The organism is Polynucleobacter difficilis (assembly GCF_003065365.1).
Lineage (GTDB): Bacteria > Pseudomonadota > Gammaproteobacteria > Burkholderiales > Burkholderiaceae > Polynucleobacter > Polynucleobacter difficilis.
Genome location: NZ_CP023276.1, coordinates 689,342 through 713,600 on the forward strand (window position 1 = coordinate 689,342; position 24,259 = coordinate 713,600).

The 24,259-nt window shown below is 51.7% G+C and carries 26 protein-coding genes and 2 tRNA genes; 15 read left to right on the forward strand and 13 right to left on the reverse strand.

Going from position 1 to position 24,259, the window contains the following annotated elements; all coding sequences use genetic code 11:
* Positions 1-15 precede the first annotated feature (15 nt).
* Together AOC34_RS03535 and pgi are read right to left on the reverse strand one after the other, a co-directional pair.
* On the reverse strand, positions 16-1,401 hold the full coding sequence (locus AOC34_RS03535; RefSeq protein ID WP_108468800.1) for a phosphomannomutase/phosphoglucomutase: 1,386 nt from the start codon (positions 1,399-1,401) through the stop codon (positions 16-18).
* Positions 1,402-1,435: 34 nt separating this feature from the next.
* The gene (gene pgi, locus AOC34_RS03540) at positions 1,436-2,926 is read right to left on the reverse strand and encodes a glucose-6-phosphate isomerase (RefSeq protein WP_108468801.1); all 1,491 of its coding nucleotides are present in this window, start codon (positions 2,924-2,926) and stop codon (positions 1,436-1,438) included.
* A gap of 106 nt (positions 2,927-3,032) precedes the next feature.
* Between pgi and AOC34_RS03545 the strand changes: the two genes are divergently transcribed.
* The 4 genes from AOC34_RS03545 (at position 3,033) to AOC34_RS03560 (ending at position 6,495) form a co-directional block, all read left to right on the forward strand.
* Positions 3,033-4,157, forward strand: coding sequence for an NAD(P)/FAD-dependent oxidoreductase (locus AOC34_RS03545; RefSeq protein WP_108468802.1), 1,125 nt, complete (start codon positions 3,033-3,035; stop codon positions 4,155-4,157).
* 63 nt (positions 4,158-4,220) lie between these two features.
* Positions 4,221-4,310: transfer RNA gene (locus AOC34_RS03550), tRNA-Ser, on the forward strand.
* Between the two features lie 34 nt (positions 4,311-4,344).
* The gene (locus AOC34_RS03555; RefSeq protein ID WP_234408147.1) at positions 4,345-4,965 is read left to right on the forward strand and encodes a lipid-binding SYLF domain-containing protein; all 621 of its coding nucleotides are present in this window, start codon (positions 4,345-4,347) and stop codon (positions 4,963-4,965) included.
* Positions 4,966-5,022: 57 nt separating this feature from the next.
* Positions 5,023-6,495, forward strand: coding sequence for a sensor histidine kinase (locus AOC34_RS03560; protein WP_108468804.1), 1,473 nt, complete (start codon positions 5,023-5,025; stop codon positions 6,493-6,495).
* Positions 6,496-6,501: 6 nt separating this feature from the next.
* On the opposite strand, the gene AOC34_RS03565 is transcribed toward AOC34_RS03560, so the two are convergent.
* Genes AOC34_RS03565 through rph form a run of 4 tightly spaced genes read right to left on the reverse strand, consistent with a single transcriptional unit; the run spans position 6,502 to position 9,286 of the window.
* On the reverse strand, positions 6,502-6,768 hold the full coding sequence (locus AOC34_RS03565) for a hypothetical protein (protein ID WP_108468805.1): 267 nt from the start codon (positions 6,766-6,768) through the stop codon (positions 6,502-6,504).
* A gap of 13 nt (positions 6,769-6,781) precedes the next feature.
* Positions 6,782-7,948, reverse strand: coding sequence for a radical SAM family heme chaperone HemW (gene hemW, locus AOC34_RS03570; RefSeq protein ID WP_108468806.1), 1,167 nt, complete (start codon positions 7,946-7,948; stop codon positions 6,782-6,784).
* Positions 7,945-8,529 carry an RdgB/HAM1 family non-canonical purine NTP pyrophosphatase gene (rdgB, locus tag AOC34_RS03575; protein WP_108470027.1) on the reverse strand — a complete coding sequence of 195 codons (585 nt, stop codon included), beginning with the start codon at positions 8,527-8,529 and terminating at the stop codon, positions 7,945-7,947. Before rdgB ends, hemW begins: the two co-directional genes overlap by 4 nt.
* A 19-nt stretch (positions 8,530-8,548) precedes the next feature.
* Positions 8,549-9,286, reverse strand: a complete 738-nt coding sequence (gene rph / locus AOC34_RS03580) for a ribonuclease PH (protein ID WP_108468807.1) — start codon at positions 9,284-9,286, stop codon at positions 8,549-8,551.
* 47 nt (positions 9,287-9,333) lie between these two features.
* Between rph and AOC34_RS03585 the strand changes: the two genes are divergently transcribed.
* From AOC34_RS03585 to AOC34_RS03600, 4 genes are read left to right on the forward strand one after another with little or no spacing between them, the layout of a single operon-like run.
* A complete protein-coding gene (locus AOC34_RS03585) occupies positions 9,334-10,275 on the forward strand; it encodes a YicC/YloC family endoribonuclease (protein WP_108468808.1) in 942 nt (313 codons plus the stop codon).
* A 4-nt stretch (positions 10,276-10,279) separates the two neighbouring features.
* The gene (gene gmk / locus AOC34_RS03590) at positions 10,280-10,912 is read left to right on the forward strand and encodes a guanylate kinase (RefSeq protein WP_108468809.1); all 633 of its coding nucleotides are present in this window, start codon (positions 10,280-10,282) and stop codon (positions 10,910-10,912) included.
* A gap of 45 nt (positions 10,913-10,957) precedes the next feature.
* On the forward strand, positions 10,958-11,161 hold the full coding sequence (rpoZ, locus tag AOC34_RS03595) for a DNA-directed RNA polymerase subunit omega (protein WP_108468810.1): 204 nt from the start codon (positions 10,958-10,960) through the stop codon (positions 11,159-11,161).
* Positions 11,162-11,175: 14 nt separating this feature from the next.
* Entirely contained in the window at positions 11,176-13,566 is a 2,391-nt protein-coding gene (locus AOC34_RS03600) for a RelA/SpoT family protein (protein WP_407675566.1), read from the forward strand.
* On the opposite strand, the gene greB is transcribed toward AOC34_RS03600, so the two are convergent.
* The gene (gene greB / locus AOC34_RS03605) at positions 13,563-14,063 is read right to left on the reverse strand and encodes a transcription elongation factor GreB (protein ID WP_108468811.1); all 501 of its coding nucleotides are present in this window, start codon (positions 14,061-14,063) and stop codon (positions 13,563-13,565) included. The two genes, AOC34_RS03600 and greB, sit on opposite strands and share 4 nt — an antisense overlap.
* Positions 14,064-14,081: 18 nt before the next feature.
* Between greB and AOC34_RS03610 the strand changes: the two genes are divergently transcribed.
* Positions 14,082-14,158: transfer RNA gene (locus AOC34_RS03610), tRNA-Arg, on the forward strand.
* A gap of 34 nt (positions 14,159-14,192) precedes the next feature.
* Here the strand turns inward: AOC34_RS03610 and AOC34_RS03615 are convergent.
* Both AOC34_RS03615 and AOC34_RS03620 read right to left on the reverse strand, forming a co-directional pair.
* Positions 14,193-14,585, reverse strand: a complete 393-nt coding sequence (locus AOC34_RS03615; protein ID WP_108468812.1) for a type II toxin-antitoxin system HicB family antitoxin — start codon at positions 14,583-14,585, stop codon at positions 14,193-14,195.
* 10 nt (positions 14,586-14,595) lie between these two features.
* Entirely contained in the window at positions 14,596-14,778 is a 183-nt protein-coding gene (locus AOC34_RS03620) for a type II toxin-antitoxin system HicA family toxin (RefSeq protein ID WP_108468813.1), read from the reverse strand.
* Between the two features lie 164 nt (positions 14,779-14,942).
* Between AOC34_RS03620 and AOC34_RS03625 the strand changes: the two genes are divergently transcribed.
* The 6 genes from AOC34_RS03625 (at position 14,943) to AOC34_RS03650 (ending at position 21,845) form a co-directional block, all read left to right on the forward strand.
* The gene (locus AOC34_RS03625; protein WP_108468814.1) at positions 14,943-16,097 is read left to right on the forward strand and encodes an ABC transporter permease; all 1,155 of its coding nucleotides are present in this window, start codon (positions 14,943-14,945) and stop codon (positions 16,095-16,097) included.
* Positions 16,097-16,852 (forward strand): ABC transporter ATP-binding protein, encoded by a 756-nt coding sequence (locus AOC34_RS03630; RefSeq protein ID WP_199908316.1) that lies wholly within the window; start codon positions 16,097-16,099, stop codon positions 16,850-16,852. Before AOC34_RS03625 ends, AOC34_RS03630 begins: the two co-directional genes overlap by 1 nt.
* Positions 16,849-17,775 (forward strand): MlaD family protein, encoded by a 927-nt coding sequence (locus AOC34_RS03635; RefSeq protein ID WP_108468816.1) that lies wholly within the window; start codon positions 16,849-16,851, stop codon positions 17,773-17,775. The genes AOC34_RS03630 and AOC34_RS03635 overlap by 4 nt, the downstream gene beginning before the upstream one ends.
* Positions 17,772-18,455, forward strand: a complete 684-nt coding sequence (locus AOC34_RS03640) for an ABC-type transport auxiliary lipoprotein family protein (RefSeq protein ID WP_108468817.1) — start codon at positions 17,772-17,774, stop codon at positions 18,453-18,455. Before AOC34_RS03635 ends, AOC34_RS03640 begins: the two co-directional genes overlap by 4 nt.
* 86 nt (positions 18,456-18,541) lie before the next feature.
* Complete coding sequence (locus tag AOC34_RS03645) at positions 18,542-19,327, forward strand: SDR family oxidoreductase (protein WP_108468818.1); 786 nt, start codon at positions 18,542-18,544, stop codon at positions 19,325-19,327.
* A complete protein-coding gene (locus AOC34_RS03650) occupies positions 19,302-21,845 on the forward strand; it encodes an ABC transporter permease (RefSeq protein ID WP_108468819.1) in 2,544 nt (847 codons plus the stop codon). The genes AOC34_RS03645 and AOC34_RS03650 overlap by 26 nt, the downstream gene beginning before the upstream one ends.
* Positions 21,846-21,864: 19 nt before the next feature.
* On the opposite strand, the gene AOC34_RS03655 is transcribed toward AOC34_RS03650, so the two are convergent.
* Genes AOC34_RS03655 through AOC34_RS03670 form a run of 4 tightly spaced genes read right to left on the reverse strand, consistent with a single transcriptional unit; the run spans position 21,865 to position 24,092 of the window.
* Positions 21,865-22,422: an RDD family protein gene (locus tag AOC34_RS03655; protein WP_108468820.1), complete on the reverse strand. Its 558-nt coding sequence runs from the start codon at positions 22,420-22,422 to the stop codon at positions 21,865-21,867.
* Complete coding sequence (locus AOC34_RS03660; RefSeq protein WP_108468821.1) at positions 22,419-23,018, reverse strand: DUF3106 domain-containing protein; 600 nt, start codon at positions 23,016-23,018, stop codon at positions 22,419-22,421. Before AOC34_RS03660 ends, AOC34_RS03655 begins: the two co-directional genes overlap by 4 nt.
* A gap of 22 nt (positions 23,019-23,040) precedes the next feature.
* Positions 23,041-23,526 carry a DUF3619 family protein gene (locus tag AOC34_RS03665; protein ID WP_108468822.1) on the reverse strand — a complete coding sequence of 162 codons (486 nt, stop codon included), beginning with the start codon at positions 23,524-23,526 and terminating at the stop codon, positions 23,041-23,043.
* The gene (locus AOC34_RS03670) at positions 23,523-24,092 is read right to left on the reverse strand and encodes an RNA polymerase sigma factor (RefSeq protein ID WP_108468823.1); all 570 of its coding nucleotides are present in this window, start codon (positions 24,090-24,092) and stop codon (positions 23,523-23,525) included. The genes AOC34_RS03665 and AOC34_RS03670 overlap by 4 nt, the downstream gene beginning before the upstream one ends.
* Positions 24,093-24,259 lie beyond the last annotated feature (167 nt).

The window sequence follows — 24,259 nt, forward strand, 5'->3', positions numbered from 1 at the left end:
TCAGCTTATTAATACTTAGAAGGGTAGTTTTGCATCCGGCTTTGCAGCCAACAGAGCAGTCTTAAACTCCGCCTGAATGCGCGCAATTGCCGCATCACTATCGGCCTCAAAGCGCATCACTACCACTGGCGTGGTATTCGATGGCCGGGCTAAACCAAATCCATCGGCGTATTCGACCCGAACACCGTCAATCGTATTGATTGATTCTGAAGTAGGGAATTTGGCATTGGCTTTAATCGTTTCCAGCAACGCGAATGGCTCACCTTCAGCGCAAGGCAGTTGCAGTTCTGGAGTACAGATCGCATTCGGTAAATCATTGAGCGTATTGCTTGGATTGGCTTCTTTGCTGAGAATTTCCAATAAACGCGCACCGGTATATAGGCCATCATCAAAGCCAAACCAGCGGTCTTTAAAGAAAATATGCCCACTCATCTCACCTGCGAGTGGGGCGCCGGTTTCTTTGAGTTTGGCTTTCACTAGCGAATGGCCCGTTTTCCACATGAGGGGTTGGCCACCATGCTGGGTAATCCAAGTCGCTAAATTGCGGGTGCATTTGACGTCATAAATAATCTGACCGCCGGGGTTGCGCGATAAGACGTCTTTGGCAAACAACATCATTTGTCGATCGGGAAAAATAACCTGACCATCTTTGGTAACGACGCCCAGTCGATCGGCATCACCGTCAAACGCCAAACCGAGTTCGTTATCTGTTGTGCGAACGTTTTTAATTAAATCCTGTAAGTTCTCAATGTGGGCTGGATCGGGGTGGTGGTTCGGAAAATGCCCATCGACTTCGCAAAAGAGCTCTTCGACTTCACAGCCCAAGGCGCGAAAGAGGGTAGCCGCAAATGCGCCGCCTACGCCGTTGCCGCAATCGATGGCGATTTTCATGGGGCGGGCTAATTTGATATCACTGACAATGCGCTCCAAATACATCGGGAACACATCAAAGGTGCTGCGCTGACCCTGGCCCGTAACAAATTGCTTCGCTTCAATGCGTTTGTAAAGCCCTTGGATTTGCTCGCCGTAAATCGCGGCAGTGCCCAAAACCATCTTAAAGCCGTTGTAATTAGGCGGATTATGGCTACCGGTAATCATGATGCCGGACTTGGGGCTTCTGCCATTAATCACGTGGTTTGCCGCAAAGTAGACCATCGGCGTTGCCACCATTCCTAAATCAATCACATCCACGCCGGTGGACAGCAAACCCTCGGTTAGGGCATCAATTAATTCAGGGCCAGAGAGACGGCCATCCCGGCCAATCACGATCACGTCCTCACCGATCGCACGCATCTCGCTGCCAAATGCTTGACCAATCAAGCGGGCCACATCGGCATTGAGGGTTTGATCAATGATGCCGCGAATGTCGTAGGCTTTAAAGATGGAAGGGGAGAGTTGCACTGCGAGTCCTAGCGATTGGGTATTGTAAAAATGATTATGAATTCAAATAATTAATGCGCGCAGCGGTCACAGCGTCGATGAGTTCGCTAGCAGCAATGTTGTTTGCATGGCTGGCCAAGGCTTTTTCAATCGGTTTGGCTAAGACCTTGCCGTATTCCACGCCGGGCTGATCAAAGCTGTTGATATTCCAGAGTGCGCCCAGGCTAGCAGCGCGGTTCTCATAAAGAGCGAGCAAGGCGCCCAAATAAAAGGCATTGAGCTTGGGAAGTAACAGTAAATTGCTCGGGCGCTGACCGGGGTAAACGTCATTGGGATTGCTTGCCCCTTTGCCGTTGGCCAATGCCTGTGCTTGCGCTAAACAGTTCGAGAGCAAGATGCGGTGGTGGGCGACGGCTTCGGGCCGATCACTCATCGGCTCGCGTACCGCAATAAAGTCAATTGGAATGATTTCAGTGCCTTGGTGCAGCATCTGAAAGTAGGAGTGCTGCGCATTGCTGCCGGCACTACCAAATACTACGGGCGAAGAATATTGAACTGGCTTACCGTCGCGATCAACGCTCTTGCCATTGCTTTCCATATCGAGCTGTTGAAGCCATTTTGGAAACCAATCGAGGGCATCGGCGTAGGGAATCGCCGCATAAGATGTAATGCCATGGATCTTTTGCTGATGGAGCAATGCTAAGGCCATGATGACTGGCAAATTTTCTTCGAGCGGGGCATTCTTAAAATGCAAGTCCATCGCCTCGGCGCCAGCCAGGAATTCTTGAAAGGCCTTAAAGCCGTATTGCAAGGCAATCGGTAGGCCAACTGCCGACCAAACTGAATAGCGACCGCCAACCCAATCCCAAAAAGGGAAGATGTTCTCCTCAGCAATGCCAAATGCACTGGCAGCCGGCACATTGGCAGTGACTGCATATAACGCGCTAGTAATGTCGCTTTGGCTGCAGCCGCTGTCTTTTAGCCAGTTCACCACCGCTTTAGCATTCATGGTGGTCTCTAGCGTTGTGAATGACTTCGAAACAATAATCACGCGCGTGCTCTTGGCTTCTGCGCGGGCCAAAATACGGGCCAACTCGGCCGTATCAATATTGGCCAAGAAATGCATGCGCATACCGCGACTGCTAATGCCGGGCACATGCGCCAGCGCTTCAATGGCTAAGCGCGGACCAAAGTCAGAGCCACCGATGCCAATATGAATCACATCCGTCACGCCAGTCCACTGCGAGCAGAGGGCCTCAATGCGGGACCATACGGCAGCCACCGTAGGCATCACATCTTTGCCATCAATCAGTACTGGGGTTTGGTGGAGGTTGCGCAAGGCCGAATGCAGGGCAGGGCGATTCTCACTGACATTAATGTGTTTGCCTGCAAACAGGTCGGCAATATACTCCTCGAGCTTGGATTGGCGCGCTTCTACAAACAACTTGGCCCACGTTGGGGCATCAATCCCTTGGTAGGCGGTATCGAGCACGACATTGACCGCGGTATGGCTGTTTTGAGGGGTCGAGCTGGGCTGTAAAGGCATGGATGGATTTTATCAAGAAGGGTAGGGAAATTCGCTAAATCATTGAAAATGGTAGGATTTGGGACATAAAAAGAGTGATACACCTCAAATCGACTTAGGAAAAGCAATGGAGCGGTTGGATTGCGTCGTGATTGGCGCAGGCGTAGTGGGTTTGGCAATTGCCCGAGAAATGGCACTGCAAGGAAAAGAGACCATATTGCTCGAGCGCGAGCCTGCCTTTGGCACGATCAGCAGTGCCCGCAATAGCGAAGTTATTCATGCCGGCATTTATTACCCCAAAAGCTCACTGAAAGCCCGCTTGTGCGTCGCCGGCAATCGCATGCTCTACGAATATTGCCGTAGCCATCAGGTGGGCACCCAGCAATATGGCAAATTGATTGTGGCTGCAGACGATAGCCAGTTGGATGATCTGCGGGCGCTTCAGCACCGCGCACAAGAAAACGACGTGCCGGGTATTTCGATGATCAGCGGCAAAGAAGCAGTTGCCCTCGAGCCGCAGTTGCAATGCACTGCAGCCATACACTCCAAATCAACCGGAATTGTGGATAGCCATGGTTACATGCTCTCGCTCTTGGGCGGCTTTGAGGATGCGGGGGGCATGGTTGCCTATCAGTCGCCCTTATTGCGGGCTAGCGCCCTTACCGGCGGTGGATTTCGGCTAGACATTGGCGGACAAGAGGCCATGCAAATTGAGACCACACTCTTAATTAATTGTGCGGGCATGAGCGCGCCCCAGGTGGCTGCCGCAATTGAGGGTCTTGATCCGGTGCATATTCCACGCGCTTACTTCGCGAAAGGCAATTACTTTTCCTTAAGTGGTAAATCGCCATTTCGGCACTTGATTTACCCGATACCGGAGCCCGGCGGCTTAGGCGTTCACTTGACCCTCGATATGGCGGGGCAGGCTAAATTTGGCCCCGATGTGGAGTGGCTGGATATTGAAGCCGAGGCCGCAGTCGATTACTCGGTCGACCCTCGCCGTGGAGATGCCTTTTACGCTGCCGTACGGCGCTATTGGCCAGGCTTAAAAGACAGCACACTCATGCCAGACTATTCAGGTGTACGCGCCAAGATTGTGCCGCCAGGGGCTCCCGCAGGCGATTTTGTGTTTGATTGCCCCAGCACCCATGGCCTCGCAGGCTTATATAACCTCTACGGTTTTGAGTCGCCAGGCTTGACATCATCATTGGCGATTGCCAAGCACCTCGATGGCCTGATTCGAGCCGAATAAGACCGGCAGGCCTACTTTAGGCTGATGCCATGAACTTCCTTATAATTGGGAGCGAATCAAAAAGGAAGCTTGGCAGAGCGGTTGAATGCACCAGTCTTGAAAACTGGCGAGGATGAAAGTCCTCCGTGAGTTCGAATCTCACAGCTTCCGCCAAGCCTTTATATCGTTCTTCAAGGCAAATTCTATTTTGAAACTACCCCACTATTTTTTTCTGAGCATTGCGATGGCTCTTCTTGGTTGCCAATCGACTGGCCAGGATGGTAAGCCTTTGACTCCCGCAGAAATCATTGAAAAGCGGGCTGCAACGATCAAGATGGGCGAATCTGGCCTAACTGCTTTTTATAAGCAAAACCCAGCAGCAAGAAAAGAGATCGAAGCGGCCGCGGGCTATGCGGTCGTTAGTACGACCAATGTCAATGTGGTTTTATTGGTGGTGGCACGTGGCGAGGGCATCTTGCATGACAAACGACGCAAAGAGCCCATTTTTTTGCGCAGCTTTAAAACAGGAGAGGGGCTGGGCGCGGGCTACCAAGATCAATACCAAATTATTGTGTTCAAAACTACCTCCGCCATCGATCAGTTTTTATTGACCTCCATCGATGGTCAGCGCGGCGGCTTGGACGTGGATGCGAATTTTTCGGCCGGTTCAGGAGGTACGATTCGCTCGTTCAATCCCAATATCACTTTTTACACGGTCGGCCTATCGGGCTATGACTTGCAAGCCAATTACGGCGGCACGCTTTACTTGGTGGATGAGCAGTTAAATGATGCCGTAACTCTTAGTGGCTTACCTAAAAAAGCGAAATAATTACTCCAAAGTACCAAGTTGGTTGAGTGGCTCAAAAAACCCCGCATCTAATCGCTGATGAATAACCTAAACCAAATCTTTTATTTAATGTTTGCGGTATTTGCATTGGGTATTGCCCTCAATGCCTATGCTGATTTTCATAATCAAAAGATCCGATCCGATATCAAGGTGTATTGGATTGTGGCAATGACCTTAATCGTCATTTCGAGTGTTAGCTATGCGATTGGATCATTTGGTTTGCCGTTGTTCCTATTTTTGGGAAGTGCTTTTTTAGCCTACTCTTTGCTGACAGCGGGTTATCTGTTCCGTAGCATCAGCCGAACCCTGACGCGCCAGTACGTTGTGGCAAGCGCATCCTTGGTTTTGCTTGTTATTGCCCTCTTAGGCTATCTACTGGCGGTTCAAGCACCTTACTTGTATCGTTTACTGACGGTATCGTTTATGTTGTTAGCGCTGACTGTCTGGCAAATCTGGGAGACACGCCAAGCTAAAAAAGTGGACCCATCAATCCATTTGCGCTTCATTCAGTATCTGCTTTTTGGCTTGATCGTACTCATCGTATTTCGAATTTTGACCGCGACCGATCCCAAATACGATGGTGTTAATTACCTGTTTGAAGAGACGTCAGCAGCCTTATTTGTACGCCTCACTCTATCAGCATCCTATCTACTGCTGTTTTTCTTCATCAATAACTATTTTTATGAAAAGTTATTGATGGGCGAGCGTAATGCCCTTGCTCAGCTCAGCGAGAAGAAGGCCGAACTGCAAAATACCGTCAAGGAAAATGAACAGATCAAGAACTTACTGACCGAGCGGGAGTCTTTGATTAAGTCCTTGATGCGTTCGAATAAGACAGCGGCCACGGGCGCGCTATCGGCCTCGATTGCGCACGAATTAAATCAGCCCTTAGGCGCATCCAATCTGAATATTCAGTTTCTGAAGCGCAAGCTAGAGCAGGGTGAGTTAAGCGCCGATACGCAAAAGGAATTATTTGCCGCTTTGGAGATTGACAATAATCGCGCAAGCTCGATTGTGCGGTCATTGCGGTCCATTTTTACCGATGAAAAAGCAGCAGTAGAGTGCGCCAATTTAAGCGCGCTGATTGAGTCGATCTTGGTGATTGTTCGCCCCGAGATGCGCGCCAAGCAGATTCAGCTCGAATTGAAACTCCCAGCAGCATTGCATGCGCCTGTCCGCCAGACTGAAATCCAGCAAGTCATTTTGAACTTGGTGAATAACGCGATTCAGTCCTTAGAGGGTTCGGATCAACAAGAGAAGCGCATTACGATTGAAGGCAGCAGTGACGTTAACTGCATGCAGATTGCCATTACGGATAATGGTGCTGGTGTGAGCCCAGAAATTCAGGAAGATCTGTTTACGATCTTGAGCAGTGCCAAGAAAACCGGTATGGGTTTGGGATTATGGCTATGCCAACACATCATTGGTCGGCATGGCGGGCGCATTTGGTATGAAGATGCGCCACAAGGCGGGGCGCGGTTTTGCATTGAGTTGCCTCAATCCAACTTTTAGAATGCCTTAGTCTCTACACATATAAAGGTTGGTAATCGGAAAGCGGTCATTGACGGTTGTACGAGACTCAACAAAGACCGCGCGGCGTTTACCTTTTTTCTTGCACTCGGCTGCAGCAACCGCCTGCGTTTCGCTTTCCTTGGCCTTCTGAATCGTGTGTACGCCAACTAAGCCATCCGACTGGGTATATGCGCGCAGATCATAATCCGAGGTGCCGCAGCCGGCAAGGGTGACTGCGATGAGGGAAATAAAAACAGGGTGTGCAATGCGCATTGATTTCTTCGCCTTATAAAAAAGTTGCTTGCAAATCATTCAGGTAACGCAGGCCCAGTGCGGTGGGTCGCAACACGGCAGGATTTTCATCGAGCAAGCCTTTTTTGCTTGCTGCCTCCAGTGCGGATGCGATTACCTGAAGCGGTAAACCGGTCCGTTCACTAAAGCTGACTGTGCTAACGCCTTGACTTAAGCGCAGGGCATTGAGCATAAATTCAAAAGGAAGATCGCTGGGCGCAACGGTCTTGGATTCAATCACCGCATCGCCGCGCGCTTCCATCTGCTGCATATAGGTTTCGGGGTGGCGCTCGCGTACTTGGCGGGTAATGTGATCCGGTAAGGAGATCTTGCCGTGGGCGCCGGCACCAATGCCAATGTAGTCACCAAAACGCCAGTAGTTGAGGTTGTGTTTGCATTCCCGCTGGGGTTTGCAATACGCAGACACTTCATAGCGCTCATACCCAGCAGCATCCAGCATGGCTAAATTCTGTTCAAACATCGCATCGCTGATGTCTTCGCTTGGCAGGGTGGGTGGGTGCGCAGCAAATAATGTATTGGGTTCAAGCGTGAGGTGGTACATCGACAGGTGGGGCGTAGCAAATGACAGCGCAGTAGTGAGGTCTGCTGCTGCATCAGCCAAACTTTGTTCTGGTAAGGCATACATTAAATCGAGGTTGATGGACTCAATGTAGCGTGATGCAATCTCGATGGCACGTTTTGCTTCGTCACCACTGTGAATGCGCCCCAAGGCCTTGAGGTGCAGATCATTAAAGCTCTGAATGCCGAGTGAGACACGATTAATACCGCAGTCAGCAAAGCCGGCTAATTTGTCGGCCTCAACCGATCCCGGATTGGCTTCCATGGTGATTTCGGCATCGGCTTCGAGTGGCAGTAGGCCTCGCACCGAAGAGAGCAGGTGATTCATTCCTTTAACGGAGAGCAAACTCGGTGTTCCTCCGCCAATAAAAATGGTGTGGACTTTACGGCCCCACACGCGTGGCAACTCGGTTTGCAAGTCTGCCAGTAAGGCATTTATGTAACGCGTCTCATCAAAGCCAGTGGATTTGACTTGATGGGAATTGAAATCACAGTAAGGGCACTTCTTTTCGCACCACGGAAAATGAATGTACAAGGAGAGCGGCGGCAGGGCGCTTAACTGCACCCGATCTGGTGATTTCATGGACTAAGAATAGCCAGCAATTGACGCAGGGCCTGGCCGCGGTGGCTGATGTTATTTTTTTCAGCAGGATCCAATTCAGCAGCCGTTTTATCCAGCGCTGGAATAAAAAAATGCGGGTCATAGCCAAAGCCGGCATTACCTCTGGGCACATCCATGAACTCGCCATGCCATTGAGTTTGCACAATGACAGGCTCTGGATCCAGGGCATGCCGAATAAATACCAAAGCGCAGACGTAATGCGCGCGGCGATCTGTAATACCGCGCAGCTCAGCAATGACTTTTGCATTGTTGTTGGCATCGCTTGCTTCATCTCCCGCATAGCGCGCCGAGCGAACACCAGGCCTGCCACCCAAGGCAGTGATGCAGATGCCAGAGTCGTCGGCCAATGCCGGTAAATTACTTTCCTTACTGGCATGCCGTGCTTTCTTGAGCGCATTTTCAACAAAAGTGAAGTAGGGCTCTTCGGCAGCGGCGATTCCTAAATCGCCCTGCGGAATGACGGTAATGCCCAGGGGTGCAAATAGGGCGGTGAATTCCCGCACCTTGCCAGCACTGTTGGACGCTAAAACCAGTTTTTGCATCGAAGGCATTGCGACGGGATTATGCAAATGCTGCCCGCTGCAATTTACTGAGTTCATGAATGCCGTGTTCGGCTAGATCCAGTAACTCGGCCAATTCCGCGCGAGAAAAAGCGGGACCTTCGGCAGTGCCTTGCAATTCAATCATGCCGCCGCTGCCCGTCATCACGACGTTCATATCGGTATCGCATGTAGAGTCTTCGGCGTAATCCAAATCCAGTACGGGAGTGCCTTGGTAAATGCCGACAGAAATAGCAGCCACACTATCGGTAATCGGATCTTTTGCGATTACGCCTTTTTCAAGCAAGGTATTGACAGCGTCGCGGGCGGCAACATAGGCGCCGGTAATGGCCGCAGTGCGCGTTCCACCGTCGGCTTGCAAGACATCGCAATCCAAATGAATGGTGCGCTCGCCTAAAAGGCTGAGATTAAATACGCTGCGCATGGCTCGGCCAATCAAGCGCTGGATTTCTTGGGTACGCCCACTTTGCTTGCCCCGGGCCGCTTCCCGATCGCTACGGGTATGGGTGGAGCGGGGCAACATACCGTACTCGGCAGTAACCCAGCCTTCACCAGAGCCCTTTTTATGGGGCGGAACCCGCTCTAAGATACTGGCCGTGCAAAGCACCTTGGTATCGCCAAAGGCAATCAGCACCGATCCTTCAGCATGCTTGGTGAAGCTGCGCTCAATCGTGACGGGGCGGAGTTGCTTTGGGCTGCGCTGGCTAGGTCGCTGAATCGGGAAGGAGGATGTGCTCATGGTGAATTTGATCCTAATTAGGGAGAAAGGCAATTTACAATGTTCACATGATATCGAGCATGACGGGTTATGGCAGTGCATCCCGCCCCGTTTCCCTGGGCGCGGGGGTGCTTGCGGATTTGCAGGTCGAATGCCGGGCGGTCAATAGCCGCTTCTTAGATCTGGGTTTTCGCTTGCCGGACGAGTGCCGCGGTGCTGAACCCCTGCTGCGCGAGATGGCCACCCAGGCCTTGGCCCGCGGCAAAGTGGAGTTTCGGGCGGCATGGCGCATTAATACTAGTACCGCCGCTGCAAGCCCATCCCGGGCAACAAGCACCCTCAATCACGAACGCCTGTCAGCCCTAAAGGCGCTCCAAACCGAGGTGCTAAACGCATTTCCACAAGCGGGTGACCTGCGCGCAGCCGACATCTTGCGCTGGCCGGGGGTAGTCAATGAGCCGAGAGGTGAGGAGGAGGGCTGGATTGGTGCAACAGCTGAGGCTGCCAAGGCGGCTCTCGATGCCCTGATGGCGAGTCGCGCTGCAGAAGGTGCCGCTTTAGTGGAGGTATTGCATGCCATTACCCAGCAAATGCAGGCCATTATTGCTAGCCTGGAGCCGCGCATCCCGGAATACGTTCAGCAATACCAAGACAAACTCAGCGCCCGTTTGGCGGAGGCCCTGACTGGTCAAGGCAGCCAAGGCAATCTAAGCAATGGCACTGTTCCGGCCGAGGTACTGGATCGCATTCGGCAGGAAGTGGTGCTGTATGCCGTCAAAATTGATGTGGCCGAGGAATTTGCCCGCCTAAAGACGCATCTGCAGGCGGTTGCTACTGCGCTCAAAGGCAAAGGACCGGTCGGTAAGCGGTTGGACTTCTTGATGCAAGAACTCAACCGGGAGGCTAATACCCTGAGCTCGAAGTCGGTATCCGATGAATGCACTGCAGCCGCAGTAGAGCTTAAGCTCCTGATTGAACAAATGCGCGAGCAAGTTCAGAATTTAGAATAAGCCGATGACCTTATCACCCCAAACCTACCAAGGCAGCATGCTGATGATTGTGGCGCCTTCCGGTGCCGGCAAATCGTCTTTGGTGCAGGCCTTATTGCAAGCCGATGCCAGTCTCAAACTGTCCTTATCGACGACCACGCGCCAACCCCGCAGTGGGGAGGTCGACGGCAAAGACTACCGTTTTGTTAGCAATGATGCTTTCATAGCACAACGCGCCAGTGGTGATTTTTTAGAGTGGGCAGAAGTCCACGGCCATTTTTATGGCACCTCGCGCTCGTGGATTGAGCAGCAAATGCAAGCGGGCAGCGATGTCATTTTAGAAATCGACTGGCAGGGCGCGCAGCAAATTCGGCAGCTCATTCCCTCGGCGCAGTGGATCTTCATTTTTCCGCCATCGATTGATGCCTTAGAACAGCGCCTGCGTAAGCGCGGGCAGGATGATGAAGCCACCATCCAGCGCCGCCTGGCCGCTGCTCACGTCGAACTCCAGCATGCCGCAGAAGCCAATTTCATTGTGATCAATGATGTTTTTGAGCAGGCTTTGCTCGATTTGCAGCAAATCATTGCCACTAGCCGTCTGCGATCCGGGCCGATGATGGCCCGCAACCCCGCTCTTTTAAGGCGCCTTGGGGTTTAATCAGTTATCCTATGGGTATTGATTCCCATTTAAAGTGAGTAGCGCATGGCTCGTATTACCGTAGAAGATTGCCTCAAAACCATTCCAAACCGATTTGAGCTGGTGTTGGCTGCCACTTATCGTGCGCGTCAGCTGGTTCAAGGTCACGCCCCACGGGTTGATGCTAAAGACAAAGCGACAGTAGTGGCTCTGCGCGAAGTCGCTGCCGGCGTCACCGATCGGGATATGCTGACCAAAGTTCCTCTTTAATCGAGAGGCCCGTTGTGGCGCAGCCGCTGACCACATCGGGATCCATTGGGTCACGCTCGCCCAACGAAATTCGTAGTAGCGCAAGCATCCATTCTTCTGAGACCTCAGAGCCAAGCCTCTTTGGTGCATCCCCCAGTAGTTCCTTAAGCGGCTCAGCTGTTCTTGAATCCCTCTTGGCGCAATCCAGTCGGCATTTATTTGGTCCGACATCGCAGCCAATCGTGCCACCCAAGCAGCAAGTCGTATCCATTAGTGCATTGACTGCAAAACTCCATTACCTGAAGTCCGATGAGCTTGCCTTAGTCAAAAAAGCCTTTCACTTTGCAGACTCAGCCCACTTAGGGCAATACCGTCAAAGTGGTGAGCCGTACATTACCCACCCGGTTGCGGTGGCAGAGCTCTGCGCCAGTTGGCGCTTGGATGCGTCATCGATCATGGCGGCAATCCTGCACGATGTGATTGAAGATACCGGCTGTACTCAAGATGATTTAGTAGCGCAGTTTGGACCCAAGGTCGCTGAATTAGTAGAGGGATTAACCAAACTCGATAAGCTCGAGTTTCAGAGTCATGCTGAAGCGCAGGCGGAGAGCTTCCGCAAGATGTTTATGGCGATGGCGCGCGATGTACGGGTCATTCTGGTGAAGCTTGCCGACCGTACTCACAATATGCAAACCCTGGATGCGGTGCCGATTGAAAAGCGCCGCCGGGTTGCTTCGGAGACCCTCGAGATTTATGCGCCGATTGCGCATCGCCTGGGATTAAACGTTATTTACCGCGAGTTACAAGATTTGAGTTTCCGCTATTCGATGCCGATGCGCTTTCGGGTCATTGAAGACGCAGTCAAGCGTGCCCGTGGTAATCGCAAAGAGATGGTTGAGAAGATTTTGCAGGCCACGCGCGTGAGCTTTGCAAAAGTGGGTATTGCAGTGGATCTGCAGGGCCGAGAAAAAACCCTCTTTTCAATTTACATGAAGATGCGGCATAAGCACGTGAGTTTTTCTCAGGTGCTCGATGTCTATGCCTTCCGCGTTACGGTGCAATCGATTGATGAGTGTTACCGCGCATTAGGCGTCTTGCATGCCTTGTATAAACCGATGCCTGGTAAGTTTAAGGACTACATTTCGATTCCTAAACTTAACGGCTACCAGTCTTTGCATACGACTTTAGTGGGCCCATCGGGCGTCCCGGTGGAGTTCCAGATTCGTACGGGCGACATGCATGCGGTGGCGGAGTCGGGCGTAGCGGCGCACTGGGCTTATAAAGAAGGCTCACCCGAAATGAGTGAGGTGCAAAATCGGGCGCACCAGTGGTTGCAATCCCTGATTGATATTCAGGATAGCAGCGGTGATTCGCAAGAATTCTTAGAGCACGTCAAGATCGATTTGTTCCCAGATGCGGTCTATGTGTTTACGCCCAAAGGGCAAATTCGGGCCTTACCGCGGGGCGCGACGGCGCTGGATTTTGCGTACTCGGTCCACAGCGATATTGGTAATTCCTGCGTTGCAGTCAAGATTAACAATATGCAGTTGCCACTGCGCAGCGAATTAAAGAACGGCGACATTGTCGAGGTAGTTACTTCCACCAATAACCAGCCCAACCCTGGTTGGTTGGCGTTTGTGCGCACCGGCAAAGCCAGGGCATCGATTCGCCATTCGCTCAAGACCAAACATTACGGCGAGTCCTTGCAATTGGGCGAGCGCTTATTAGCGAATGCCTTACGTCAGCAAGGTGTTGATGCTGGGCTTTTGTCTGGAATCATTTGGGAAAAGTTATTGCACTGGACTGGCGATAAGACCCGCGAAGAGGCCTGCGTCAACATTGCCTTGGGTCGCCGCTCGCACCAAGAGCTAGCGATTCGCCTAAAAATTCTGCTGGATGAAGAGGGTGGTGATGAGCAGATGCGTTTGGGCTCGGGTGACTGGGCAATCCACCACGAGCCCCATTCACACCAAAAGCAGGCTATTTTGGTTGACGGTCGAGAAGGCATGTCGACTAGCTTTCAGAGTTGTTGCCATCCCATTCCGGGCGATGCCATTATTGGCTATTTAGGCAAAGGCGAGGGCCTGCAGATTCATGTGAATGACTGCCAGACAGCGCTGCGCATGCTCTCCAAAGACAGTGATAAGTGGGTTGAGGTCGAGTGGAGCAAAGACATTCACCGCGAGTTTGAGGTGAGCCTAGCAGTCGATACTCACCAAGGGAAGGGCGTCTTGGCTCGGGTCGCGAGTAGCATTACTTCGGCCGATTGCAACATCATGAATGTCTCAATGGAAGACCGGTACAAAGAAGACGCTGTTGTCATTCGCTTTACTTTGCAAGTGGCCGACCGTTTGCATCTGTCTAAAGTAATGCGGAGTTTGCGGAACAACCCCGACGTGATGCGCGTGGTGCGGACCCGCGCTTAGCGGTATTGCACGTCCAGAATCTCAATCTCCGTTGGGCCGGTTGGCGTTTGAATGCGCACACAATCCCCAATGCGCGCTTTAATTAGCGCCTTAGCAATCGGCGATACCCAGCTGACATGCCCCTGTTCTAAATCAACCTCATCAACCCCAACAATCGTGATGTTTTCTTCTTTTTCATGATTGGGTCCGCTGGTAGGGCAGTAGGTCACCGTTGCTCCAAAAAAGACCTGATCGGCATCCTGTTCGCCGGATATTCGGGCGGCATTATCGACAAGTACCGCAAACTCAAGCCGCTTGTTTAAAAACCGAATCCGCCGATCAATCTCCCGTAAACGCTTCTTGCCATAGATATAGTCCCCATTTTCAGAGCGGTCACCATTGGAAGCAGCCCAGTGGACAATCTCAACGATTTTCGGGCGCTCCACGTCCAAAAGCTCTAAAAGTTCGGCCCTCAAGCGCTCGTGACCAGCCGGCGTGATGTAGTTCTTTTCTTCCATGGCATAATTATGGCTGTTGCGGCTGTAGCTCAGCTGGATAGAGTACTTGGCTACGAACCAAGGGGTCGTGGGTTCAATTCCTGCCAGCCGCACCAACTATAAGGCCTCCCAAGCGGGAGGCCTTACCTTTTAAGCGCTGATTGCCATTTGGGCAATAAACCCAGAGCGATTTTCTCCCGCTGACTTTGCTTTTGCATCCAACCTTGCTAGCACTCGTTTTGGCAAGGAGATATTCACACGCTCGATTTCATTAGATAGAAGGGCAGGATCAATTTCGGCAATGGCCCAAATCATTCCCTTAAATTCTTTTTTCTTCTGCAGGGCATTAATCGAACTTGGTCTTGGCACATCTTGATTGTCATCTAAGGCAGCTTCGATCCACAATTCAATGGCTTGTTTTGCATTGTCGATTGCCTCATCAATACCGCTATCCGCAGCCGAAAAGCAACCTGGTAAGTCAGGCACGATAACGCCCCACGCATTGGTATCGTTCCCTGGCTCTATTGCGATTGGATATTTCATGGACTTTCCCTTATTTAATTCCTGCTTGTTTTAGTAGCTTTTGAACTAAACCAACGCCGAGATCCTTTTTGGGGTGTGGCACCGTAATGTGACCGGTTTTAACGGGATGCTTAAAAATATGATGGGAACCTTTTGAGTTACGCATAATCCAACCATCCCTCTCTAACAACTTGAGGAGTTCTTTGCTATTCATTTGTGTATTATACACATATTATACACACCATACACATATAATAGAAGAAAACTATATGAACTTGCTACTTAGGCCCATCTAGTATTCTTAGGCTACGTATACCGTTGAAAGCGCACATTTGCAGTAGTTAAGCATTCAATATTCGCCCCCTAGATAAGCGCACCATGAACAACTCTCTATCCACCTTGCCCCCATTTGACTGGAAGGTTATGGACGGCACGCATGCGCAATTAGTGCTGCGGGGCAGGATTGATGTTTATGCCTTGGGTGGCACTTGGACTGCCGTTCGCCAGAATCAGGATGCGTGGCTGGGGCAGACAGCTGGCCAAAAGACACTGAGTGTCGATGCATCGCAGGTGGAATACCTGGATGGCGCTGGCGTGGCTTTTTTGATTGATCTGCAGGCGACTCAACAAAATAGCGGCAGTACCTTCGCCTTGACTGGTTTAGACAAGCGCTATTTACCGTTGCTGCAGCAATTTGATCCCATCGGCAAGTTGTTCCCGGTAGCGACACCCAAACCGAAAGAAGGTTTTGTAGTTGCAGTGGGCCGTGCAAGTAGCCTCTTCTTAAAAGATGTGGCTTCGATCATTACCTTTGCTGGCCATGTGACGGCCGATTTAGTTTGGGCCTTATTGCATCCCCGCCAAGTGCGCTGGGGTGACTTTGTGAATGCGGCTTTTCAGGCGGGCGTAGCGGCTTTGCCGATTGTTGGTTTGGTTGCGTTTCTGATTGGCGTGATTCTGTCGTTTCAGTCCGCTATTGGTATGCAGAAGTTTGGTGCGATTACCTTTGTGGGTCCGATTGTTGCCTTGGGAATCTTTCGAGAGCTCGGACCTTTAATTACGGCCATCTTGTTGGCGGGACGCTCATCTGCAGCCTTTGCTGCGGAAATTGGCACCATGACCGTCAATAGCGAAGTCGATGCTTTGGTTACCGGCGGCCTCAGCCCGGTGCGCTTCTTAGTGGTACCGCGGGTGCTTGCTGGGATCTTAGTGGCGCCGATCTTGACCCTGTATGCCGATATCGTCAGCGTCTTTGCTTCTTCGCTGACGATGGTGGCTTATGGCGTACCCCTAGTGAATTTTTATGACGGAGTACTTAACACTGTCGATCTGGAAGATGTGTTCTCGGGTCTAACCAAGTCTGTGTTGTTTGGCATCGTGATTGCGGCGGTAGGCTGCATGCGCGGCATGCAAACCGGAACAGGTGCAGCCGCAGTGGGTATTTCAGCGACGCGGGCTGTGGTCAGCAGCATCGTCATGATTGTCTTGGTAGACGGTGTGTTTGCCTATATCTCGTATAAGACGGATTTCTGATGGCCGCCATTGACGTACGCAATCTCTCGGTTGGCTATGGGCAGAATGTTCTGCTGCAAAACCTCAATTTCTCGGTGAATGAAGGCGAGATCTTTGTGATTCTGGGCGGCTCGGGCTGCGGTAAGTCAAGTCTATTAAAGAACCTCTTTGGTCTATACGAGCCCCTGGCGGGCAGCGTGCTCATTGAAGGCCAGGACATTACTGATGCCCATGGTGAAGATCGCCAAAAAATCATGACGCACTTTGGGGTGATGTATCAGCAGGGCGCCTTGTTTGGTTCGATGAATTTACTCGAAAACGTCACTCTATTTATGGAGGAGTACACCACCTTAGAGCGCGAGCAAATGAATTTACTTGCCCGCTGTAAGCTAGATTTAGTCGGCCTTTTGCCTTACGAGCAGTACATGCCCAGCGAGATCAGTGGCGGCATGCAAAAGCGGGCCGCGATTGCAAGAGCGATGGCGCTGGATCCCAAGATTCTGTTTTTAGATGAGCCATCGGCGGGCCTAGACCCGATTACCTCGGCTGACCTCGATCGCACTATTTTGGATTTATCGCAAAACTTAGGGATTACTTTTGTTATCGTGTCACATGAGCTGGCCAGCATCTATTCCATCGCCAATCGGGTGATTATGTTGGACAAGGCAAGCAAAGGCATCATTGCAGAAGGCGAGCCAAAAGTGTTGCGGGATCAAAGTTCCGATCCGCGCGTCCATCAATTCTTTAATCGCATTATGAGTAAGGAAGCGGTATGAGCAACTCCAATCCCAATTATTTTCGCCTCGGCTTATTTGTGTTGGCCGCTATCGGCGCACTGATTGCCCTGATTCTGGTTTTTGGATCCGGGCAAATCTTTCAGAAAACGTTTGAAGTCGAAACCTACATCAAGCAATCTGTTACCGGATTAGATAATGGCGCGTCGGTTCGATTCCGGGGTGTCAAAGTGGGGCAGGTGATATCCGTCGGCTTGACTGGCGAAATCTACGAAAAAAATGTTCCACTGCCGCAGCGTAAGGCATACGTCATCGTACGTATGCTGATTAATGGCGACCCGAAAGAATATTTTGGCGGCTCAAATAATAATGTTGCTGCCAACCTCAGGGCTAGAGTCAAGACCATGGGCATTACTGGCGTCAATTACATTGAACTTGATTTTGAGGCGCCCAACTCAGAATACCCCACTCTCACTTACACGTGGAAGCCAGAATATCCAGTTATTCCATCGCTACCCAGTCCTGCAGATGAGATCTTTACGGGATTGCAAAAAGTGGTGACTAATTTAAGTGCATTGAATTTGGCAGAAACCCAGCAAAAATTTGATTCCCTGGTCACCAATCTCAATGCCGTATTAGCTGGAAGCGGCAAAGGCAATCAAGGGATGGCCCAGTCTGTGCAGGAACTCAACACCTTGCTTGCCAAGATGAATAGTGTGACCAGCAATGCTGAGTTAGAACTACTCATCCAAGAACTGGTTGCTAGCGCTGTGGTCTTGCGGCAAATGTTGAGTAGTGCGCAGGGCGATACCGCGATCACCATCGAAAATCTCAAGCAAGCCAGTGAGCAGCTCAATGATTTAATGCGGGTTGCCAGTCGCTCTCCGTCTTCTTTAATTTGGGGCGAGCCACCAGCCCGCATTCAACTGCCAGCCAATACTGGTACGACCGGAGTACAAAAATGAGCCCACTCACCATTCATCCATTGCATAGCAGCGCCACTGCGTTTCTTAAGCGCATCGCCAGTTTCACTTTGCTTGCGGTGGCCGCATTTAGCTTGCTGGCCTGTGCGCCTACCCGACCCTCAATTGACACGGCAAATTGGTTAGTGGCACCAGAGCGCACTGGCGCCCCGCGCACGATGCAATCGCCACTGTGGTTAAAGATGGGGTCATTCTCCGTAACCACACCGTTCGATACCAAGTCCTTGGTATACCGTCTAGGCGACCAGCAATATGAAAAAGACTTTTACAACGCTTATATTGCAACGCCAAGCAGCATGTTCTCGAATGCAACACGCCAGTGGCTTGATCAATCCGGCATCTTTCGTATTACGGTAGCGCAGGGTACTAGTTTTTTCCCGTTCTACACACTGCAGGCAACCATCGATGAGCTCTACGGCGATTACCGCGGAAAACCGGAGGCGGTAGTGTCTGTTCAGTTCTTTTTGACGGTGACCAATCCTAATCTGCCAACGCCATTGATTACAGCGAAGCGCTATACGCAGCGCGTTGCATTGGCGAATAACCAGCCACAAACCTTGGTATTGGGCCAGCAACGCGCGCTTGCCGAGATCTTGCAGCGGTTGGAGGCTGATCTCTTTGCGGCGTCGGCCAATTTACCCAAGCCAATCATTCGCAAATAAAGTGCTTTAGTCGTTATCGAGCGAGGCTAAGCGCTTTTAGGCTACAGTGCTATCTACACGTTGTTATTGCGTTTAAGGAAGAGAAAATGGACTTAGGTATTAAAGGAAAAACAGCGCTGGTCTTGGCATCGAGCCGTGGATTAGGTCAGGCCATGGCAGTGGCGCTCGCTCGTGAGGGTGTCAATGTTGCAGTGACAGGGCGTAATCCAGAAGGGCTTGCGCAAACGGTGGCAATGATCGAAGCAGCCGGCGGTAAGGCGATGGCCCTGAATTGGGATCTATCCGACTTATCGGTCATCGATGCGCATGTTTCCAAGGTGGAAGCTGCGTTAGGACCGATTGATATTTTGATTAATAACACCGGCGGTCCAGCGCCAACCCCCGCAGCAGGGCAAGACCCACTCTTATGGGCAAAGAGCTTTAATGACATGGTGCTTTCACTCATTGCCATCACGGATCGCGTATTACCCGGCATGCGCCAGCGCGGTTGGGGCCGGATTATGACGAGCACGACATCGGGTGCAATTGCCCCGATTAAAAACTTAGCAATCTCCAATACCCTGCGCGCATCCTTGCTGGCTTGGTCTAAGACCTTGGCTGCCGAAGTGGCGAGCGAGGGCATTACCGTCAATGTGATCATGCCAGGCCGGGTTGCAACCGACCGCTTGCGCCAATTGGATGAAGCGCGGGCCAAGCGTGAGAATATTCCATACGAGGCGGCGGTGGCTGCGAGCATTAAGTTAATACCAGCAGGACGCTATGGAGATCCAAAAGAGTATGGCGATACCGCTGCATTCTTAGCGAGTGCCAATGCCTCGTACATCACTGGTTCTGTCATTCGCGTGGATGGCGGACAGATTCAGGGGATTTGAGCGAGTCGTGATTCAGCAGGCATGGAGGTGGTTTAGGCGAGACCTGCAGTCGCCCGAATTGCTGTGGCTTGGGATTGCACTCAGCCTTTCGGTTGCCGCTCTTTCCAGTGTCGGCTTTTTAGCCGACCGGATGCAACGGGCGTTTGAGTTTGATGCGCGCCAACTGTTAGCAGCCGATTTATTGATTGCTGCCGATCAGCCCATTCCAGCCCGATTTATAGAGGCAGCTAAAGACCGCAAACTATCGATTGCGCAAACGGTGGTTTTCCCAAGCATGGCAACGGTAGGTGAGCGGGGGAAGTTATCGTCACTCAAATCCGTCAGTAGTGACTACCCCTTGCGTGGGGAGCTGCAAATTAGCCGCAGTACAAATCCCCAGAACAAAGATAAAGTGAATAGCAGCAATGGCCCGGCACCCGGTAATGCCTGGGTTGATCCGGCCTTACTGGAAGTCTTGCAAGCCAAGATTGGCGATACCGTTGCATTAGGGCAGGCACGCCTGCGTATTGATGCTGTCTTGTTGCGTGAACTCGATCGCGGCGCGGCGTTTATGAACTTTGCCCCGCGGGTGATGATCGCTTTAGAGGATTTACCCAAGACGGAGTTGCTTGGCTTGGGGAGTCGAGTGACCTATCGCTTGCTCGTTGCGGGATCCAATGCAGCCGTTGCCGATTATCAAAACTGGGTGGTGAATGCCATCGAGTCAGATCAGTTGCGCGGCATGCGTATTGAAACCCTGGAAACGGGTCAGCCGGTGATGCGCAAAACGCTCGATCGCGCTGAGCGTTTTTTATCCTTGATTGCATTGTTAACGGCCATGGTTTCTGCAGTCGCGATTGCGTTAGCAGCGCGCCGTTACGTGGTGCGCCAGGCCAACGTCTGCGCGGTGATGAAGTGCCTGGGCGCCACGCAGGGCACGATCCTGCGCCAGCAACTGAAAACACTAGCCTTGTTGGGTTTATTGGCCGCTGCATTTGGAATTGCAGTCGGTTGGCTGATTCAGTATGGGCTGATGTGGTTCTTGGGTAATTTATTATTGGCCGATTTACCTCCGCCATCGCTGTGGCCAGTTCTATGGAGCGCGCTGCTCTCCTGGTTTTTATTGCTAGGCTTTGCAGGACCTCCGTTGCTTACCTTGGTACAGATTTCACCGGTGCGTTTGGTTCGCCGTGAGTTGAGCGGAGTGCCGGTGGCGGCGCGCTGGGTTGCTTTATTGGGGCTCTTCAGTTTTGCTGTGTTGCTGCTGTGGGCGGCGCGTGACTGGAAGCTCGCTAGTTGGGTTGGTTTGAGTTTTGGTGGTGCGATTGCCGTATTCGCATTGCTATCCTTGATCGCTCTGAAATTGTTGGCGCGCTCTTCTGTGAGCGGGATACTCAGCCGACTTGGATTTGCAGGCCGTTTTGCATTGCGTGCGCAGGCGCGTAGCCCCGCCTTTGCGGTGATGCAAATTACTGCATTAGCGATTGCCTTGATGGCTCTCTTAATCATTTTGCTCTTGCGACAGGATTTACTAAAAACCTGGCAAGGCAATGTGCCGGTCGATGCGCCGAACCGCTTTGTGATTAATATTCAGAATGATCAACGCGATGCCTTAACGCAAGACCTTGTAGCAGCCGGTCTTAGCAAGCCCGATTTATATCCCATGGTGCGCGGCCGTTTAGTGGAAATCAATAACCGCGCAGTGATGCCGAGCGATTACAGCAAAGACAATGCGCGCCGTTTAGTGGATCGCGAGTTTAATTTGTCGTACACCATGGATTTGCCGGATGGCAATCAGGTGATTGCTGGTAACTGGTTTACACAAGATAAGCCGCAAATCTCCGTCGAGACTGGTATTGCCAAAACCTTGGGATTAAAACTGGGCGATCGATTGGCATTTGAGATTGCTGGCGAGACCGTCAGCGCTGAAATTACATCGTTACGTTCATTGGAGTGGGGCTCCATGCGCGTCAATTTCTTTGTGATCATGCCGCCAGTACTCTTGCAAGACTTGCCACAATCCTGGATTACCGCGTATTACCAGCCACCATCCATCGAAGTACAGGACTTCCGCTTAACTCAGCGCTATCCAAACATTACCGTAGTGGATGTGGCGAACTCCTTGCAACAAATCCAAGATGTCTTGAATCGCTTGGGCGCTGCCTTGGGCCTCTTGTTCACATTCACGATTGCGGCGGCTATCTTGGTATTGTTTGCGGCGATTTCAGCAACGCAAGATGAGCGCTTTCGGGATGCCGCGCTCCTTAAAGCAGTCGGCGCTTCGAGTCCTACGCTGGCTGCGATTGCCAGTATTGAATTGGCAATTGTCGGTGGCTTAGCCGGTCTCTTGGGTGGGTTTGCTGCTGCGATGGCCGCCTGGGCATTGGGGCATTTTGTACTTGAAATTGAATTCAATTCCTTTGCATCGTCAATCGCGATGGGAGTTGCGTTTGGACTAGTCGCTTGTGTGATTGCGGGCTACCAATTCCAGCGGAAGATCCAGCGGGCTACGGCAATTGATTGTTTGCGAGAAGCCTAAGTCACTTAGCGAAGTAGTTTTACTTTCGCTTTTCCATTTTGGGCAGCTGGATTAATTTTGTTTTGCCCAGTCGATCGGGAATGCTTTGGCGGTGACGCGGATCCAAGTAAATGGAGAGCGGCCACAGAAATAGCGATACCGCAAACAGTAAGCTGATGATTCCCCACTTTTGCAGTTCTGCACTGGCCTGAATCAAAATACAAGGTACAAGCCATAGCGAGCCGTAAACGTAGCGCCATAAGGCTTGCCTGCGGGTGAGGCGGGCGCCGGAGACGTTCACCAATTTCACACGCCAGGTTTGCATCGCTAATGTTTGGCCGGTATGTGTCCAGTACCAAACAAAATAAAGGGCCAGCACGGCGTATAAATAGAAAAACGTTAACCAACTGGGAAGCGATACACCAAAAATAATGCCCAGTACGAGGTTGGGTAATAAGAAGAGCAGGGCAATCACGCCCAATAAGATCAGTTGCTCATAGAGAATGCAGAAGACCCGCTTCCAAAATCCGGGTGAGGGTAATGCAGTGAGTGGGGTGTCAACGGAACTGCTAGCACTGTTCAAAGGGGCCTGGCTCATGCGCCTTCATCTTCGTTGGGCGCAGCAGCGGGCGTTATAACGGGCAAGACGTTGGGGCGGTTTTGCAGCGTGGGCGAGCTAGCCGCGGTCGGCTTTTTCTTATTGTCTTCCTTGGCCGCCAATTTTTTCTTATCTTCCGGACTGAGTTGCTGGTAGGCCTGCCATGCGGAGGCCTTTTCTTCCGCAGGGAAGCGCAAGCTGCTGAGGTAATTGTCGCGCGCGATGCGGCGATCTTTTTGCGAGAGTTTGGCCCACTCGTTCATACGCGATTGCAAGCGTTCCTGATCGGCCCGTTTCATCTTGGGGTAAAGATTGGCAACCTGAATCCATTTTTGCCGACGTTCTTTGGACAGGTAGCTCCAATCTTCTTCGAGTGGCGCCAAGATCTTTTGTTGTACTGCGCTTAAGTCATCCCAATTGCCGCTGTGCTTTGGGGCGCTGGCTGCGGCCGGCTGTTTGGTTTGAGCCGCTACTTGATTCACGGGACCAATAGCCAGAAGGCTAAACACCAGTAGAAGCGCCCCCAGACTCCAGCCGTATGCAACTCGCTTTGCAGCAAGCGCAGATGGACTGTTTGGGAAGAGCGTGGATGGCATGGCGCTGTGTTTCTTGCCTCAGTTAGGATGGATCGACTGGAGCATCAGTCTTCTCGGAGTTGCCGGTCTCCAGCTCGCGCTTGGCGTGGCTGCTGAGTTTTAAGAACGCCAGAAAGCCACTGTCCATATAAGCGTCTGGCGGGACGTCATCCGATAGAAGGGCAATGTCCACCGCAGCAATGTCGTTGATGCGCGCGTCTTGCTGCCACTCGGAAATCGCCAATAAGCCGAAGGCCAGGACAATGAAGGGCGCAAACCAGCTTAAACGACTCCATTGGGAGGAGGGCTGGCTGCTATTGCCACCCTGATTTAAGGCCAATTGGGGGCGCAATACCTGCTGCAATTGCGGCAGGTATTCTGGCTTGCGCGCTGCCATAGCGGCAAGGCGTGCGAGATACAGGCGATCGGTCACGCGGCTGGGTAATTGCGCTATTGAACCGTCGAGGCATTCACGCACGGCGCTGCCAATTCGATCTAGCTCAAATTGGGGGTCTTGGTCGCGGTTCATAATGAAATTCCTTTTATTTTCAATGCATTAGCTAAAGTTTGTGTTGCTCTGGAACAATGGGTTTTGACGCTTCCCTCACTGCAACCCATAATTTGGGCAGTTTCCGCAATGCTTAGCTCATCCCAATAACGCATCAAGAAGGCTTCTCGTTGACGCGCTGGTAATTTTGCTATTTCAGCCTCTAGACTACGCAAAAGCTGGCTTTGCTCCAACTTTTGGGCACCATCTTGGTGAATTTGGCTGTCATCGGCCGCTTGGAGCTGCTCTAAGGGGTCGTAATCATCGGATTCATCCGATTTTTTGCCCATATTGGAGAAAAGGGTAACCCAGGCATTCCGCACCTTTTGGCGCCTAAACCAGTCATGGATGCGGTTTTGAAGGATGCGGGTAAAGAGCAGGGGCAGTTCTGTGCTAGGTTTATCCCCGTATTTTTCGGCCAGCTTGATCATGGCGTCCTGAACGATGTCCAATGCCGCGTCCTCATCCCGCACAGCGTAAACAGCCTGTTTGAATGCGCGTTTTTCAACGCTACTGAGAAAATCAGCGAGTTCGGGGGCAGATGCCATGCAAAAACTGGAAGGCCTTGTGTAGGAAGAATGCCTCTATTTTAGGGTATTGCTTTATAATTGAAGGTTCACCGATTAGAGGGCCGTCCAAGAAGCGGTTTTTTATTCAGTTCAAGCGCCGTTCGAACTCGGGCCACAAGCACGGGACAGAGCAGCCTAAACAATTT

What these genes read in the sequence shown, in the direction of transcription:
- greB (WP_108468811.1), bottom strand. Translation starts at nt 14,063, where the DNA reads ATGGAAGAAAAGAACTACATCACGCCGGCTGGTCACGAGCGCTTGAGG.
- AOC34_RS03645 (WP_108468818.1), top strand. Translation starts at nt 18,542, where the DNA reads ATGGACTTAGGTATTAAAGGAAAAACAGCGCTGGTCTTGGCATCGAGC.
- AOC34_RS03625 (WP_108468814.1), top strand. Translation starts at nt 14,943, where the DNA reads ATGAACAACTCTCTATCCACCTTGCCCCCATTTGACTGGAAGGTTATG.
- rpoZ (WP_108468810.1), top strand. Translation starts at nt 10,958, where the DNA reads ATGGCTCGTATTACCGTAGAAGATTGCCTCAAAACCATTCCAAACCGA.
- hemW (WP_108468806.1), bottom strand. Translation starts at nt 7,948, where the DNA reads ATGAAATCACCAGATCGGGTGCAGTTAAGCGCCCTGCCGCCGCTCTCC.
- AOC34_RS03615 (WP_108468812.1), bottom strand. Translation starts at nt 14,585, where the DNA reads ATGAAATATCCAATCGCAATAGAGCCAGGGAACGATACCAATGCGTGG.
- AOC34_RS03560 (WP_108468804.1), top strand. Translation starts at nt 5,023, where the DNA reads ATGAATAACCTAAACCAAATCTTTTATTTAATGTTTGCGGTATTTGCA.
- AOC34_RS03640 (WP_108468817.1), top strand. Translation starts at nt 17,772, where the DNA reads ATGAGCCCACTCACCATTCATCCATTGCATAGCAGCGCCACTGCGTTT.
- rdgB (WP_108470027.1), bottom strand. Translation starts at nt 8,529, where the DNA reads ATGCAAAAACTGGTTTTAGCGTCCAACAGTGCTGGCAAGGTGCGGGAA.
- AOC34_RS03665 (WP_108468822.1), bottom strand. Translation starts at nt 23,526, where the DNA reads ATGAACCGCGACCAAGACCCCCAATTTGAGCTAGATCGAATTGGCAGC.
- AOC34_RS03630 (WP_199908316.1), top strand. Translation starts at nt 16,097, where the DNA reads ATGGCCGCCATTGACGTACGCAATCTCTCGGTTGGCTATGGGCAGAAT.
- AOC34_RS03620 (WP_108468813.1), bottom strand. Translation starts at nt 14,778, where the DNA reads ATGAATAGCAAAGAACTCCTCAAGTTGTTAGAGAGGGATGGTTGGATT.
- AOC34_RS03660 (WP_108468821.1), bottom strand. Translation starts at nt 23,018, where the DNA reads ATGCCATCCACGCTCTTCCCAAACAGTCCATCTGCGCTTGCTGCAAAG.
- AOC34_RS03670 (WP_108468823.1), bottom strand. Translation starts at nt 24,092, where the DNA reads ATGGCATCTGCCCCCGAACTCGCTGATTTTCTCAGTAGCGTTGAAAAA.
- AOC34_RS03655 (WP_108468820.1), bottom strand. Translation starts at nt 22,422, where the DNA reads ATGAGCCAGGCCCCTTTGAACAGTGCTAGCAGTTCCGTTGACACCCCA.
- AOC34_RS03545 (WP_108468802.1), top strand. Translation starts at nt 3,033, where the DNA reads ATGGAGCGGTTGGATTGCGTCGTGATTGGCGCAGGCGTAGTGGGTTTG.
- AOC34_RS03635 (WP_108468816.1), top strand. Translation starts at nt 16,849, where the DNA reads ATGAGCAACTCCAATCCCAATTATTTTCGCCTCGGCTTATTTGTGTTG.
- rph (WP_108468807.1), bottom strand. Translation starts at nt 9,286, where the DNA reads ATGAGCACATCCTCCTTCCCGATTCAGCGACCTAGCCAGCGCAGCCCA.
- pgi (WP_108468801.1), bottom strand. Translation starts at nt 2,926, where the DNA reads ATGCCTTTACAGCCCAGCTCGACCCCTCAAAACAGCCATACCGCGGTC.
- AOC34_RS03565 (WP_108468805.1), bottom strand. Translation starts at nt 6,768, where the DNA reads ATGCGCATTGCACACCCTGTTTTTATTTCCCTCATCGCAGTCACCCTT.
- gmk (WP_108468809.1), top strand. Translation starts at nt 10,280, where the DNA reads ATGACCTTATCACCCCAAACCTACCAAGGCAGCATGCTGATGATTGTG.
- AOC34_RS03650 (WP_108468819.1), top strand. Translation starts at nt 19,302, where the DNA reads ATGGCGGACAGATTCAGGGGATTTGAGCGAGTCGTGATTCAGCAGGCA.
- AOC34_RS03585 (WP_108468808.1), top strand. Translation starts at nt 9,334, where the DNA reads ATGATATCGAGCATGACGGGTTATGGCAGTGCATCCCGCCCCGTTTCC.